At 65.7% G+C, this 13,509-nt stretch carries 13 protein-coding genes; 5 read left to right on the forward strand and 8 right to left on the reverse strand.

The window, feature by feature from the left end:
- Positions 1 to 11 precede the first annotated feature (11 nt).
- Positions 12 to 1,514: an aldehyde dehydrogenase family protein gene (locus NO360_RS13835; RefSeq protein ID WP_256308385.1), complete on the forward strand. Its 1,503-nt coding sequence runs from the start codon at positions 12 to 14 to the stop codon at positions 1,512 to 1,514.
- A gap of 92 nt (positions 1,515 to 1,606) precedes the next feature.
- Here NO360_RS13835 and NO360_RS13840 read toward each other — a convergent pair whose 3' ends face one another.
- Positions 1,607 to 2,311: a metallophosphoesterase family protein gene (locus NO360_RS13840; RefSeq protein ID WP_256308386.1), complete on the reverse strand. Its 705-nt coding sequence runs from the start codon at positions 2,309 to 2,311 to the stop codon at positions 1,607 to 1,609.
- Positions 2,312 to 2,477: 166 nt separating this feature from the next.
- Here NO360_RS13840 and NO360_RS13845 point away from each other — a divergent pair, with 166 nt between their 5' ends.
- Positions 2,478 to 4,388, forward strand: coding sequence for a PEP-utilizing enzyme (locus NO360_RS13845; RefSeq protein ID WP_256308387.1), 1,911 nt, complete (start codon positions 2,478 to 2,480; stop codon positions 4,386 to 4,388).
- Positions 4,389 to 4,421: 33 nt separating this feature from the next.
- Positions 4,422 to 5,489 (forward strand): PEP/pyruvate-binding domain-containing protein, encoded by a 1,068-nt coding sequence (locus NO360_RS13850; RefSeq protein WP_256308388.1) that lies wholly within the window; start codon positions 4,422 to 4,424, stop codon positions 5,487 to 5,489.
- 75 nt (positions 5,490 to 5,564) lie between these two features.
- Here the strand turns inward: NO360_RS13850 and NO360_RS13855 are convergent, their stop codons facing one another.
- Positions 5,565 to 6,260 carry an HAD family hydrolase gene (locus NO360_RS13855; RefSeq protein ID WP_256308389.1) on the reverse strand — a complete coding sequence of 232 codons (696 nt, stop codon included), beginning with the start codon at positions 6,258 to 6,260 and terminating at the stop codon, positions 5,565 to 5,567.
- Between the two features lie 149 nt (positions 6,261 to 6,409).
- Here NO360_RS13855 and NO360_RS13860 point away from each other — a divergent pair, with 149 nt between their 5' ends.
- Positions 6,410 to 7,735: a CoA-binding protein gene (locus NO360_RS13860; RefSeq protein WP_256308390.1), complete on the forward strand. Its 1,326-nt coding sequence runs from the start codon at positions 6,410 to 6,412 to the stop codon at positions 7,733 to 7,735.
- A 93-nt stretch (positions 7,736 to 7,828) separates the two neighbouring features.
- Here the strand turns inward: NO360_RS13860 and NO360_RS13865 are convergent, their stop codons facing one another.
- Positions 7,829 to 9,175 carry a nickel pincer cofactor-dependent isomerase, group 22 gene (locus NO360_RS13865; protein WP_256308391.1) on the reverse strand — a complete coding sequence of 449 codons (1,347 nt, stop codon included), beginning with the start codon at positions 9,173 to 9,175 and terminating at the stop codon, positions 7,829 to 7,831.
- Between the two features lie 297 nt (positions 9,176 to 9,472).
- Positions 9,473 to 9,994 (reverse strand): archaemetzincin family Zn-dependent metalloprotease, encoded by a 522-nt coding sequence (locus NO360_RS13870; protein WP_256308392.1) that lies wholly within the window; start codon positions 9,992 to 9,994, stop codon positions 9,473 to 9,475.
- A 39-nt stretch (positions 9,995 to 10,033) separates the two neighbouring features.
- Here NO360_RS13870 and NO360_RS13875 point away from each other — a divergent pair, with 39 nt between their 5' ends.
- Positions 10,034 to 10,468, forward strand: coding sequence for a UPF0146 family protein (locus tag NO360_RS13875; protein WP_256308393.1), 435 nt, complete (start codon positions 10,034 to 10,036; stop codon positions 10,466 to 10,468).
- A gap of 220 nt (positions 10,469 to 10,688) precedes the next feature.
- On the opposite strand, the gene hsp14 is transcribed toward NO360_RS13875, so the two are convergent.
- The 4 genes from hsp14 to NO360_RS13895 form a co-directional block, all read right to left on the reverse strand.
- On the reverse strand, positions 10,689 to 11,129 hold the full coding sequence (hsp14, locus tag NO360_RS13880) for an archaeal heat shock protein Hsp14 (RefSeq protein WP_256308394.1): 441 nt from the start codon (positions 11,127 to 11,129) through the stop codon (positions 10,689 to 10,691).
- 106 nt (positions 11,130 to 11,235) lie between these two features.
- Positions 11,236 to 12,042 (reverse strand): prephenate dehydratase, encoded by an 807-nt coding sequence (gene pheA, locus NO360_RS13885; RefSeq protein ID WP_256308395.1) that lies wholly within the window; start codon positions 12,040 to 12,042, stop codon positions 11,236 to 11,238.
- An 86-nt stretch (positions 12,043 to 12,128) separates the two neighbouring features.
- The gene (gene hisH, locus NO360_RS13890) at positions 12,129 to 12,791 is read right to left on the reverse strand and encodes an imidazole glycerol phosphate synthase subunit HisH (protein ID WP_256308396.1); all 663 of its coding nucleotides are present in this window, start codon (positions 12,789 to 12,791) and stop codon (positions 12,129 to 12,131) included.
- Positions 12,792 to 12,880: 89 nt separating this feature from the next.
- Positions 12,881 to 13,468, reverse strand: a complete 588-nt coding sequence (locus NO360_RS13895; protein WP_256308541.1) for a uracil-DNA glycosylase — start codon at positions 13,466 to 13,468, stop codon at positions 12,881 to 12,883.
- Between the last annotated feature and the right edge of the window lie 41 nt (positions 13,469 to 13,509).

Consider the following 13,509-nt stretch of genomic DNA (forward strand, 5'->3'; position numbering starts at 1 on the left):
CCACCGACACAATGACACAACAGTCATCACGAACACCAGGGGTAGAGGCGAGCAACTTCTCGATGGACGCGGACTGGACCGGCCTGTACGTCGGCGGCGAGTGGCGGTCGGCTGACGGCGAGGAGACGATTCCCGTCGAGAACCCCGCCACTCGCGAAGTGGTGAGCGAAGTCCCTGCCGGTACCGTCGCCGACGTCGACGAGGCGTTCGAGGCGGCCGCGCGGGCGCAGGAAGAGTGGCGAGACGTCCTCCCGCAGGAGCGCGGCGAGATCATCCGCGACGTCCAGCACCTCATCGAGACCTACCACGAGGAACTGACGGAACTGCTGGCGATCGAGTCCGGAAGCGCCCGGCCGAAGGCGTCTCGGGAGTTCACCTCGACGGGGGAGATGATGCACGACGTCGCCACCTACCCCTTCCGGATGACGGGGAGCCACAGCCGATCGAAGATCGAGGGGAAGGAGAACATCGTCAAGCGCGAACCGGTCGGCGTCGTCAGCGTCATCTCGCCGTGGAACTTCCCGTTTCAGCTCTCGCTGCGTGCGGTCGCACCGGCGATCGCCCTCGGCAACAGCGTCGTGCTCAAACCTGCCACCGAGACGCCGATCAGCGGCGGCCTCCTCATCGCGCGGCTGTTCGAGGCCGCCGGCCTCCCCGAGGGCGTCCTGAACGTCGTCACCGGTCACGGCTCGGAGATCGGCGACCGGGTCGCCTCCCATCCAGAGATGTCGGCCGTGGCGTTCACCGGGTCCACGTCAGTGGGACGGCGCGTCGCCCGCAACGCGGCCGGCGCATTCGCGCTCCCGGCGATGGAACTCGGCGGCAACAACCCCCACGTCGTCCTCGACGACGCCGACGTCGAGCGCGCGGTCGACGCGGGGATCTTCGGCTCCTTCATGCATCAGGGGCAGATCTGCATCTCGATCAACCGCCACCTCGTCCACGAGGACGTCTACGACGAGTACGTCGAGCGGCTCGTCGAACGCGCGGCGGAACTGGCGGTCGGCGACCCCCTCGACGAGGAGACGATCGTCGGCCCGATTATCAACGAGGCCGAACGCGACGACATCCTCGCGTACATTGAGCAGTCCGTCGAACAGGGCGCGACGCTCGAACTCGGCGGCGACGCCGACGGCCTGCTGGTGGAGCCGACCGTGCTCTCAGATATGAGAAACGAGATGGCCGCCGCGTGCAACGAACACTTCGGTCCCGTCGCGCCGGTCGTTCCCTTCGGTGACGACGACGAGGCGGTCGAACTCGCGAACGACACCGAGTACGGGCTGGCCGCGTCGGTGCACTCCGAGCGGATCTCGCGTGCCCGCGACGTCGCCGACCGGATCGACGCCGGAATGGTCCACGTCAACGACCAACCGATCAACAACGAGCCCCACGTCCCGTTCGGCGGGACGAAGGCCTCCGGGATGGGTCGGTACAACGGCGAGTGGATCATCGACGAACTCACCGAGACGAAGTGGACGTCGATCCAGCACCAGCCGCGGGACTACCCGTTCTAATTCTCGCGTCACAGTGAGGGCAGCGCCGTCCGAGCGGGGACGGGAGACCGGAAGCGAGTCAGTCGCCCCGACGGGTCGTCCGACCGTACTGGCTACTCGACGGAGTCGGTGACGGAGCGCTTGGCCCGCCCGAACACCAGTTCGCCGTGTTCGAGGCCGTCGATCAGGGCCTCCGGGAGACCGTGTTCGTCGACTTTCGCCTGGGTCTCCGCCTTGGGATACTCGACCCGGCGGAGATCGACGGTGGCCGACTCGACGTCGAGCACGGCGTACCCGGCGCGCCAGTCTCCGTCGCGAGGCAGCCCGACGCTGCCCGGGTTGACGACGACGCCCGCGTCGAACGCGGACTTCGCCTGGACGTGCGTGTGACCGACGACGAGTACGGACTCCTCCCCGAGGAGGTCCGCGGAGAAGTCCTCCGGGTAGGTGTAGGTGTTCGGCTTGTCGGGCGCGCCGTGGACGACTTTGACTTTTCCCCCGTACAGGTCGCGCTCGACCGGCAGCGACTCGATGTACGCGAGTTCGTCGTCGGTCAGGCGGTCAGTCGTCCAGAGTGCAGCCGATTTCGGAATCTCGTGGAAGTTGTCGTGGAAGTCGCCTAAGACCCCGCGGTCGTGGTTCCCCTGGATCGAGACGACGTCGTTCTCGCGGAACAGCTCGATGACCGCACTCGGAAACGGCCCGTATCCGACCACGTCGCCGGCGTGCACGACCGCGTCGACGTCGGGCATATCTTCCAGGACGGCTTCGAGGGCGGGGCGATTGGCGTGTACGTCACTGATGAGTCCGACTCGCATAGCGATACGTAGTAATTATAGTGTAATCAATCTACTCCTTTCTGCAGCAGTATTATTTCTCTTGTCCCGAGTTAAGAATACAATAAAATCACTACTGGGGTAAATAGATTACAAATTAAACCCACCTTCGTTAATTATAAATAGTTGTGCCACGCTGTCTATTCTCATGGGATCAGATCAGGGTGCACCCGCGACGGCGGAAGAGGCTCCCAGTGACACAGTATCGTCCCGCGAGCGGTTTCCGTACGCCGGCGAGTTAGACCTGCCCGAAGAACTCGACGGGTGGGAGGAGATGTATCCGGAGTACTTCCAGTTCGAACTCACCGACGACCGGACCGACTACGAGCGCGGCCGGTTCTGGTTCTGGGACAAGAAGGACACCACCGAGCCGGTGATGCCGTGGGACATGACGATCAGCGCGCAGGCCTGGCAGATCGCGATGGCACAGAACACGAGCCGGGTGTTCGCGATCCCGCCGTCGATGTCGGTCGACATCCGCGTCGTCGCCGGCTACGCGTACTTCACCGGGATCAACGTCGAAGACGAGGAACTCCTGCAGGAACGCGCCCGGATCTTCGCCGAGCGCAGCGAGTACTACTACGAGAACTACGACGCGCTGTACAACGGCATCTGGCTCCCCGCCGTCAAGGAGATCGGCAACGAGATCGACTCCCTCGACGTGCCCGAAGAGCTCCCCGAATACGTCCCCGACGACGTCATCACCGAAGGGAAGGGACAGAGCCAGTCGACCCTCGACGTCATCAGGAACTACAACCGACTCACCGAACTCGCGCTCGAAGGCTGGCAGCGCCACTTCGAGTTCCTGTACCTCGCGTACCTGGCGTATATGCAGTTCACCGAGACGAGTCGCGAACTGTTCCCGGACATCTCCGACGACGCGATCGGCAAGATGGTCTCGGCCGTCGAAGCCGACGTCTTCCGGCCGGATCAGGAGCTGAACGAGTTAGCCGAACTCGCCGTCGACCTCGGCGACGACGTCACCGACGTGCTGACGTCCGAAGCCGCCCCCGAGACGAAGATGGAACGCCTCCGGGAGACCGAGGCCGGGCGCGAGTTTATGGATCGGTTCGACGCGGTCAAAGATCCGTGGTTCTATATGACCTACGGCGACGGGTTCCACAGCTACAAGGGCTCGTGGATCGAGGACCTCGAAGCGCCGTTCGACCACCTCGAATCCAAGATCGGCCGCCTGCAGGACGGCGAGGAGCTGGGTCGGGACTTCGAGGCCCTGCAGGAGGAGCGCGACGAGATCGTCGACGAGTACCGGCGATACCTCGACGCCGAGGAGCGCGAGGAGTTCGACCACGCCTACGAGACGTGTATGACGGTCTACGAGTACGCCGAGAACCACCAGTTCTGGATCGAGAATTGGCTGCACACGATCGTCTTCCGCAAGATGCGAGAGTTCGGCCGACTGCTCGTCAACCACGGGCTGCTGGAAGACGCCGAAGACGTCTTCCTCTTCAACCGCTTCGAGGTCGCGGAACTCCTCGAAGAGGCCTGCGAGACGTGGGCGCTCGGGAAGGGCGCGTTCGTCTCCGAGCGCTGGCAGGACCGCGCCGCGAAGCGCCGGCAGACGTTCGAGGCGGCCAAGGAGTGGGACCCCTCGCCCGCGCTCGGCGACCCGCCCGAGGAGGTCACCGACCCGCTGATGCAGATGCTGTGGGGCATCACCACCGAGAAGGTCAACGACTGGCTCGACATCGAGTCCGACACGGGCGACGAGTCGCACCTGGAGGGGTTCGGTGCGTCGTCGGGCCGGGTCGAGGGGCCGGCGCGCGTGATCAACGATTCCAGCGACATCGACAAACTCGAAGAGGGGGAGGTGCTCGTCGCGCCCCTGACGAATCCCGCGTGGGCACCGGTGTTCCCGCGGGCGGAGGGGGCCGTGACGGACGACGGCGGCATCACGAGCCACGCCGCGATCGTGTGCCGCGAGTACGGGCTGCCGGCCGTCACCGGCACCGGTCACGCCACGTCGTTCATCGAGACGGGCGACCTGATCCGTCTCGACGGCGAGACGGGCGAAGTCGATATCCTCGAGAAGGCGGAGTAATCATAAGTACCAATCCCCCGTTACCGAACCATAATGAACGATCCAACGTACACACTGCACTTCGGATCACCGGACTGTACCAAAGCGAACATCGGGCTCGTCGGCGGCAAGAACGCGTCGCTCGGCGAGTTGATGGAAGTCGGCGAGGGCGTTCAGGTCCCGCCCGGCTTCGCGGTCACGACCGACTTCTACGAGGCGTTCCTCGAGGAGCAATCGCTCGGCGAGTACATCGGAGAGCGACTGTCGACCGTCGAGATGGACGACGACAACGCCGTCGCCGCGGCGAGCGAGGACATCCGCGAGCACATCGAGAGCGCGTCGTTCCCGGACTTTCTCGCCGACGAACTCGAATCCTCGTGGGAGACGCTCCAGGCCGAGACGGAGACGGACGAGCTGCAGGTCGCCGTTCGGTCCTCGGCGACCGCCGAGGACCTCCCCGACGCCAGTTTCGCCGGTCAACAGGACACCTACCTCAACGTCACCGACTTCGAGTCGGTCGCCCAGCGCACCAAGGAGTGTATGGCCAGCCTGTTCACGGCGCGCGCGATCACGTACCGCGAGGAGAACGGCTTCGACCGCGACGAGGTCCTCATCAGCGTCGGCATCCAGAAGATGGTCGAGGCGCGGACCTCCGGCGTGATGTTCACGCTCAACCCCTCGAACGGGGACCAATCGAAAGTCCGTATCGAAGCGAACTGGGGACTCGGCGAGGCGGTCGTCAGCGGCGCGGTCACCCCGGACAGTTTCCTCGTCGACAAGCCCGTCTACAAGATCGTCGACCGCAACGTCCAGGAGAAGAGCGTGATGACGGTCCCGACCGACGCCGGGACCGAAGAGGTCGAAATCGACGACGACAAGCGGGACGTGCCCTCGATCACGGCCGACGAGATCGTCAAACTGACCGACCTCGCGAAGGCCATCGAACAGTACTACGACGAGCCGCAGGACATCGAGTGGGCGATCGAAGAGGCGGGCGACGACAAACGCTTCTACGTCCTCCAGAGCCGCCCCGAGACGACGTGGAACGAGGACGAGGAAACGACCGAGACCAGTACGACCTCGTCGCCGAGCACGGCAGAGCGGATTCTCGACCGACTGTAGGGCGCGCGCTGCGGTCCCGACGTTCGACGACCCCCTCCCCGGATTCCGACTGTGCTATCGCCACGGAGGTACCGTTCAATCGACGGTCAGATCGACCGACGGCTCCGCCTGGCTGCCCACGACCTCGGCGTCCAGTACACCCCGTTCTTCGAGGAGCGGGACGATCTCGAAGAAGTTCTGTTCGTCGGTGGCGACGTCGGGGACGTCGCGGACGGCGGGTTTCGGATCCATCGCGACCGAGAATCCGGCGCGCTCGAACAGGGGGATGTCGTGGGGGCCGTCCCCGACGGCGACGACCTGCTCGTGGTCGATGCCGAGCGCCGCGACCAGGTCGTCGAGGACGGGGCCCTTCCCCCGATCGACGATGTCGCCCCGGAGTTCGCCCGTGAGGACGCCGTCTTCGACGACCGGATCGTTCGCGCGCCGCCAGTCGAAGCCCAGTTCGTCTGCGATCCGGTCGGCCAGCGGCGTCAGCGCCGTGAAGATAGCGGTCTGGCAGGTGACGTTGCCGGCGACGGCCCGCGCGCCGGGCGCGAACGAAAGCGACTGCACGAGCCGGTCGAGTTCCGCCGCCGAGACCCCTTCGAAGAGCGGGAAGATCTGCTCGGAGAGCGCCTCCATCGCGTCGAGGTCGTGCTCCCAGACGTCGGTCTTTACCCGCTGGAACTCGTCTTCGACGCCGGCGTGGGCGGCGAGCGACTCGACGATGTCGCCGTCGATGAGCGTCTCGTCGCCGTCGAAGACGACGAGTTCGTACGTCCTGTCGTTCATCTCTCTCCGCGTACGCCGGGCGTCGATATAATACGCCGGTATCTCCGCTCGTTCCGGTCGACCGATCTCACTCACTCCGGCGTCCAGCGGCTAAAACAGATTACAATCGTTTCGGAATTTATATTTCGATCATCCACGCTCGTCTATGTATGGGAATCTCAGACTTGTTGGATCCGTCCGGCATCGCAGTGATCGGCGCGTCGGCGACGCCTGGCAAACTGGGGAACGACGCGATGGCGAACGCCAAGGAGTTCGACGGACCCGTCTACCCGGTCAATCCGAAGGGCGAGGGCGAGGTCTACGGCTACGAGTTCGTCGACTCCGTCGCGGACACCGACGCGGACCTCGCGCTCTGTTGTGTCCCGGCGCCCGCCACGCCCGGCGTCATCGAGGACTGCGGGGAGGCCGGCGTCGGTGCCGCCGTCGTCTTCGCGGGCGGGTTCGCCGAGGCCGGCGCGGACGGCGAAGAGCGCCAGGCGGAGATCCGCCGGACCGCCGAGGAGTACGACATCGCCGTGCTCGGCCCCAACACGGCGGGCCACATCATCCCGCACAAGAAGATCTTCAGTTCGTTCGTGCCCGGGTTCGACGAGATCGAGACGGGCGAGGTCGCGATCGTCGCCCAGAGCGGCGGGATCGGCGTGACGTCGACGTTCCAACTCGAACGCGAGGGCTACGGCATCTCGGGGATGTACGGCCTCGGCAACCGCGTGAACACGGACTTCGACGACGTCATCCCGATGCTCGACGACGACCCCCAGACGAAGGCGATCGGCCTCCACATCGAGGGGACCGCAGAGATCGACCAGTTCGAGGCCGTCGTCGAGGATGCCGACACGCCCATCGTCGCGCTCAAGTCGGGCAACCGGATGCACGAGTTCGTCAAGTCGCACACGGCCGCGCCGAACCAGGACTACGAGCGCTACGAGGAGATCCTCACGAACAACGGCGGCGTGATGGCCGACTCCGTCACGGAACTGCTCGACGCGAGCCGCGTCCTCGGGAAGTCGCCCGTCCCCGACGGCCCGAACGTCGGCCTCGTCACGGCGCAGGCCGGTCCCGGCATTATGATGGCGGACTACCTCGCAGACCGCGGTGCCAACTTCCCCGAACTGACCGACGAGACCCACGAGCGCCTCGACGACCTGCTCCTCGGGTTCACGTACGACGAGAACCCCGTCGACACGGGGCGTCCGATGCCCGAGTTCGGCCAGGTCATCGACGCCGTCGCCCGCGACGACAACGTCGACATCGTCCTGGTCTACGAGATCTTCGAGCACTCGCTGGGCTACCCGGTCGAGGAACTCGAACAGCTGTCGGCGGACCTCGACAAGCCGATCGTCTTCACGGTCGCCGGACCGTACGACCCGCTCGAACCGGACCGAAAGCGGATGGAGGAACTCGGGATCCCGACGTTCGACGCCCCCGAACGCGGCGCGTACGCCACGTCGGTGCTCGTCGACTCGATCCGATAGACGACCACGCGCGTTTTCGTCCCGGCCGGCGCGTGCGTTTTTCCGGACCGGTGCGCGCGTTTTTGCCCGGGCTGGCGGCGCGGTTTCAGCCGATCAGTCGTGATCCTCGCCGTAGCCGGCCGCGAACGCCCCGTCTTCGAACGCGATCGGCGACGGCTCAGCGACGACGCGGAGGTCCTCGCGCGAGCGGGCCTCCTCGACCAGCGCCGGCGACGCGTGCAGCCGGTGGAGACGCATCGTGTCCGGGGCGCGCAGGACGCGGACGGTGTCGGTGTCGACGACGCCGATCGTCGAGAGCGCGGCGACGAGGCCCGCGCGGTCGGTCTCGACGACCGGCGGGAGTCGGACGCCCCGGATGGTGCTCGCGGTGAGCGCGTTGATAAGGGTCGTCGGGGCGTCCAGTTCGGCGACGATGTCCTCGTGGATCACGTCTGCGGAGCCGACGCCCATCGCGTTCCCGTGGGTGGTCTCCGTGAGGCCGCGGACGTAGATCCGCTTGATCCGCGGGCTCTCGGGCTCGGGTTCGTTGATGGCGAACGGTCGCCGTCCGATGACGTTCGTGTCGAGGCCCTGGCCGCTGACGTCCTTGCCCTGTCGGTCGAAGACGGCGACGTCGACCTCCTCGAAGGGGATCTTCGGCATTATCTCGTAGGCGGTTTCGAGCAGTTCGGCCTCGCGGTCGAGAAAGCCGCTCGGGGGGACGCCCTCCAGAATCGACGTGTCGTCGTGCTGGTCTTCGACGATCGCGACGCCGCCGACGACGGGGAGTTCAGAGAGGAGCTGTTCGGTGATCTCCGGGATCATCTTCCGGAACGACCAGTCGACGGCCCACTCGTGGGCGATCTTCGCGCCGCGCTGTTTGCCCATCCCGATCACGAGCATCTTCGAGAGGCCGCTCTCGACGACGCCGTCGAAGTCAGTGTGGGGCTTGACGCGGTTGATCGGGACGATCCCGTCGGCCGCGGCCGCGTTGGCGTCGGCGACGACCGGCACGTCGCGCTCGGGCGTTCGACCGACCTCGACGACCTCCATACTCGAGCGGATCTCACAGCCGATCGCCTCCTCGGTCACGCCGAGCTCGTTGAGCATCTCCCGTTGTCCTTCACCGGTCGCGCCGCCGTGACTCCCCATCGCGGGGAAGACGAAGGGCTCGTAACCCGCTTCCGAGAGGGCGTCGACGACGCCGGCGACGATCTCCGGGAGGTTCGCGATGCCCCGACTTCCGACCCCGAGGGCGATTTCGCCGCCCTCGGGGACCGAATCGAGCGGCAGCGTTTCCGCGGCCCCCGCAGCCCGTTCGCGCACCTCGTCGCTCGGGATCGGGTCGGTGTCCCACACCTGTTCGATCACGCCCATCTCCGGAAGCGGCGGGTCGCCGCAGGCGTCCAGAATCGTGGCCTCGGGTACCGAAAGCGCCTCCACCGCGTCGTTGCCGTCCATACCCGCACGTCTCGTCGTTCGATATTAAACGTGGTCACCGGGACTGGCCGTCGGAAACCGACAATAAACATAACTTAGTTGTTATAGTATTATTTTAAATATATTTTTTATGTTTATTCCTTTTCATCCATCAATAACGGTCAAAAATTCTTATTTAATCAGATGACTGCACTTAAAATTTCATCTAAATTTTGATATGAATGTGGAATCGTAGTATAGCTGTTATATTTTCAGTCCTCGCACCTGACCGTCGTTTTCGTCAGAGTTCTCTTCCCCGCCGGGTCGACCGAAGGGGCGTCAGTACAGGAGTTGACTACAGGTCCCGCAGAGGTTCTCTTCCTTGACGTCGACCTCGCGGACCGTGGGAGAGAAAGACATCACGCACTTGCTGTTGTCGCAGTGTTCGAGTCCGAGCGTGTGGCCGATTTCGTGGACGACCTCTTTGCGAACGCGGTCGGCGAACACCTCCGACTGGGGTTTGGTGGTGATGCCGCCGTCGGAGGAGGTCTGCAGTCGGTGCGTCGAGATCACGGAGCCGTTGCCGTTCAGGTACGCCAGCCCGAACACGTAGTTGCGCCGCCGGTAGTAGAGGTCCTGCGAAGTGACGCCGATGTTCTTCTCGCCGGTGCCGACGCGACTCGCCAGTTCGATGAACTGCTCGGCTCGGTACTGGTTTCGGCTCCGATCGAACGCGCCGTCGGGGATCGACTGTTCCTCCTGAACCGTGACGTCGCAGTCGTAGACCCCTCTGAGCGCGGCCGACGCCTCGCGCTTTACTTGCGCGGAGAGGTCCCCGATCGGCACGATGTCGACGAGCATAGAAGGGCTTAAGCGGGGTGGATTGATAAATATCCCGCCGTGGAAACGCGCCGTAATACCGCCCTCGTCGCCCGTTTTTCGGCGTACGAGACGGCGGTGGAGATCGGGATCGGCCGCCGTCCCGGGGTCGCCGCCAGCCTCGCCGACGCCGGGGTCGCGGTCGCCGCCACGGACGTCGCCGACGGCGACGACGTCGAGGTGCCCGCGGCCGTCTCGTTCGTCCGCGACGACGTCGTCGAGGCCGCAGCGCGCGACGACCCGGGCGACCCCTACGACGCGGACCTCGTCTACGCGCTGAACCTCCCGCCGGAACTCCACCGGCCGGCGCTGGACGTGGCCGAGGCGGTCGACGCCGACTTCGCGTTCACGACGCTCGGCTACGACGCGCCCGCCGTGCCCTGCGGGACCGAGGCAATCCCCGGCGGGGAGACGCTGTACGTCGCCCGGGAGGAGGAGCGAAATTCTACGGCCTGAAAGGAAACGAGGGGCGCAGCGGTGACAGGAACGCGGAGTGAAAGGCGGTGGAAACAGGTTCTCCTCGGGACAGATTCGTCGCGCAGCCGGCTGAAAAACGGAGTTAGTCGAAAACCGCGAGTCGAAAACCGCGACTGACGAGAAACAAGACCCTTGAGAGCGGTCACAGAACCCGGGGAGCGGTCGAAACCGGAGCCGAGTGATATCGAGAGCGGAGCGGTTACTCGACGTCGATGTGGCGGGCGTCTTCGTCGTCGACGATCAGTTTGGGCAGCGTCACGGAGAGGACGCCGTTGTTGTACGTCGCCGAGGCGTCGTCAGCGTGGATCGCCGCGGGGAGTCGGATCGAGCGCCGGGCGGTGTCGGACCGTCGTTCGCGGTGGACGTAGTGGTCGTCGTCTGTCTCGACTGAGTCGGTCCGGGACGCCTCGATCGTCAGCACGTCCTCGGTGACGGTGAGGTCGATGTCCTCCTTCTCGAACCCGGGGAGGTCGACGACGGCGACGAGGGAGTCACCGTCCTCGCGGATGTCGATGGCCATTTCGCGGCCGAACGAGCGTGTGCTGTCGAACTGTCGGCTCATCTCCTCGAACTGCCGGGACATCCGGCCGAAGAGGTCGTCGAACTCGATGTCGTCGAAGCTGGGGGAACGTCTCATCATACTATTTCACCAACGTGGAGGGACGCGCCGTGAGATAATAAATTCGACAGGACGTGTGATCGCACTTCACACGCGAGACGGCCAGAAAGAGCCCGTTTATACTCGATTAGTAGAGAACGTGTCGCTTGTCGTAGGATCCGAGCCGCTTGACCCACCCGTTCTCGGCGATCTCCTCGACGTCTTCGAGCGCCTCCTGAGCGCGGTCCTCGTAGAAGCCGGCGTCGAAGTCGATGTGGAAGAGGTAGTCGCCGAGGCGGTTGCCGCTCGGACGCGATTCGATTCGCGAGAGGTTGATGTCGCGCTCGGCGAACGCCTCGAGCAGTTCGAGCAGGAGGCCGGGGTAGTTCGCGTTCGGGTAGACGACAATAGTGGACTTGCCGCCGCCGTCGGCGCGCTCATCGACCGGCGCGATGACCAGGAATCGCGTCGCGTTCGACGAGCGGTCCTGGATGTCCTCGGCGATGACCGTGAGGTCGTCGCCGGCGTTGTCCGGGTGGCCGATGCCGGCGACCGTGGCGTCCTCGCGAGCGTACTCGACGCCGCGGGCGGTGCTCGTGACCGGCTCCAGCTCGGCGTCGGGGTACTCGCGTTCGAGGTAGGAGCGACACTGCGCCAGCGCCTGCGAGTGCGAGGCGACGGTGTCGAAGTTCGGCGACTGCGCGAGGAGGGCGTGGCGGATCGGGGTGACGATCTCCTGGATGACGGCGATATCCGCGTTCGCGATGGCGTCGAGCGTCTCGGTGACGCTCCCCTCGATGCTGTTCTCGATCGGAACGACGCCGCGGTCGTACTCGCCGCTGTCGACGGCGTCGACGATGCCCGAGACGGACTCGCGGAAGACGACGTCCTCGTCGACGGCGCGGGCGGCGCGGTGGGAGTACGTTCCTTCGGGACCCAACGTGACTACCTGCATGGCGCGCCCTACTCCGCGGGATCCTAAAAGCCCGTCGGGGAGAACGCAGACGGTCCCGAACCGATCGACCGACGCGCCCCGGCGCCCTACCGCTCGGCGCAGTAGTCGACGAAGTTCCGAAGGATCCGCAGGCCGGTCTCGCCGGACTTCTCCGGGTGGAACTGGGTCCCGAAGACGGTGCCCGCCTCGTTGGCGATCACCGCCGGGAACGTCACCCCGTAGTCGGTGGTCGCGACGACGGCGTCGGGGTCGTCGGGCTCGGCGTAGTAGGAGTGGACGAAGTAGGCGTACTCGCCGTCGACGCCCTCGACGAGCGGGTGCTCGCGCTCGACGTGCAGTTCGTTCCAGCCCATGTGCGGCACCTTCTGCTCCCCCTCGAACCGGACGTTGGTTCCGGGGACGAAGTCGAGCCCTTCGACCTGTCCCTGGCCCGCGTGGTCGGCCTCCTCGCTGGTGGTGAGAAGCATCTGCATCCCGAGACAGATCCCGAAGATCGGCTGTCCGCGCTCGGCGGCCGCCGCGAGCGGTTCGCGGAACGGCCCGGCGTTCTCCATCCCCTCGCTGAACGCGCCCACGCCCGGCAGGACGATCCCGTCCGCGGCCTCGAAGTCGGCCGGGTCGTCGGTGATCGAGACCGACGCGCCGGCGCGTTCGAGCCCCCGCTGGGCGCTGCGGAGGTTGCCGAGGCCGTAGTCGACGAGGACGATCTCTGCCAACGCCTCCTCGGGGGCTCCCGTCGTCGTGCTCATACTCCGAATCGAGCGGGCGGAGCAAAGTCACTTTCTGTCGGTGCGAATCCCTCCGCCCGGTCGCCGCGCCGTTCGGTCGAGAGATGGTATTAGAAGTCGCCGAGATTCGCCTGTCCGCCGTCGCCGTCACCGACGCCGGCGACGTCGGCCGCGCGGGCGATGGTCTCGAAGAACGTCTCCCGCTGGCTGCCGTCGTACAGCGTCGCCGCCGGGTGGACCGAGATCACGGTACGGTAGGAGCGCTCGCCGAGGCGGACGTCGACGACGTCGCCGGCCTCCGTCGTGACGGCGACCGACCGCTCCAGCAGGTGCTCGGAGGGCACCTTCCCGAGCGTGACGACGAGTTCGGGGTCGACGAGCGCCAGTTCGCGTTCGAGGTAGCCGCGGCAGTTCGCGAGCTCCTCGCTGGTGGGGTCTCTGTTCTCCGGTGGCCGGCACCGAACGCAGTTCGTGATCCGAACGTCGGCGCGGCCGAGTCCGGCGTCGCGAAGCGCGTCGTCGAGGATGCTTCCCGAGCGTCCGACGAACGGTTCGCCCTGCTCGTCCTCGTTCGCGCCGGGTGCCTCCCCGAGGAAGAGGAGGTCGGCGTCCGCGGGACCGACGCCGTTGACGATCTGCGACCGCGAGTCGACGAGTTCGGGACAGCGCTCGCAGGCCCGGACGGCGAGTCCGTCCATCGAATCGGCGGCGGCGTCGGTCGTGGCCGTGTCGGTCTCCT

This window comes from Halobellus litoreus (assembly GCF_024464595.1).
In the GTDB taxonomy this organism is placed as follows: domain Archaea; phylum Halobacteriota; class Halobacteria; order Halobacteriales; family Haloferacaceae; genus Haloquadratum; species Haloquadratum litoreum.

Coding starts and splice junctions, on each gene's coding strand:
- NO360_RS13835 (WP_256308385.1), top strand. CDS start 12: ATGACACAACAGTCATCACGAACACCAGGGGTAGAGGCGAGCAACTTC.
- NO360_RS13840 (WP_256308386.1), bottom strand. CDS start 2,311: ATGCGAGTCGGACTCATCAGTGACGTACACGCCAATCGCCCCGCCCTC.
- NO360_RS13845 (WP_256308387.1), top strand. CDS start 2,478: ATGGGATCAGATCAGGGTGCACCCGCGACGGCGGAAGAGGCTCCCAGT.
- NO360_RS13850 (WP_256308388.1), top strand. CDS start 4,422: ATGAACGATCCAACGTACACACTGCACTTCGGATCACCGGACTGTACC.
- NO360_RS13855 (WP_256308389.1), bottom strand. CDS start 6,260: ATGAACGACAGGACGTACGAACTCGTCGTCTTCGACGGCGACGAGACG.
- NO360_RS13860 (WP_256308390.1), top strand. CDS start 6,410: ATGGGAATCTCAGACTTGTTGGATCCGTCCGGCATCGCAGTGATCGGC.
- NO360_RS13865 (WP_256308391.1), bottom strand. CDS start 9,175: ATGGACGGCAACGACGCGGTGGAGGCGCTTTCGGTACCCGAGGCCACG.
- NO360_RS13870 (WP_256308392.1), bottom strand. CDS start 9,994: ATGCTCGTCGACATCGTGCCGATCGGGGACCTCTCCGCGCAAGTAAAG.
- hsp14 (WP_256308394.1), bottom strand. CDS start 11,129: ATGATGAGACGTTCCCCCAGCTTCGACGACATCGAGTTCGACGACCTC.
- pheA (WP_256308395.1), bottom strand. CDS start 12,042: ATGCAGGTAGTCACGTTGGGTCCCGAAGGAACGTACTCCCACCGCGCC.
- hisH (WP_256308396.1), bottom strand. CDS start 12,791: ATGAGCACGACGACGGGAGCCCCCGAGGAGGCGTTGGCAGAGATCGTC.
- NO360_RS13895 (WP_256308541.1), bottom strand. CDS start 13,468: ATGGACGGACTCGCCGTCCGGGCCTGCGAGCGCTGTCCCGAACTCGTC.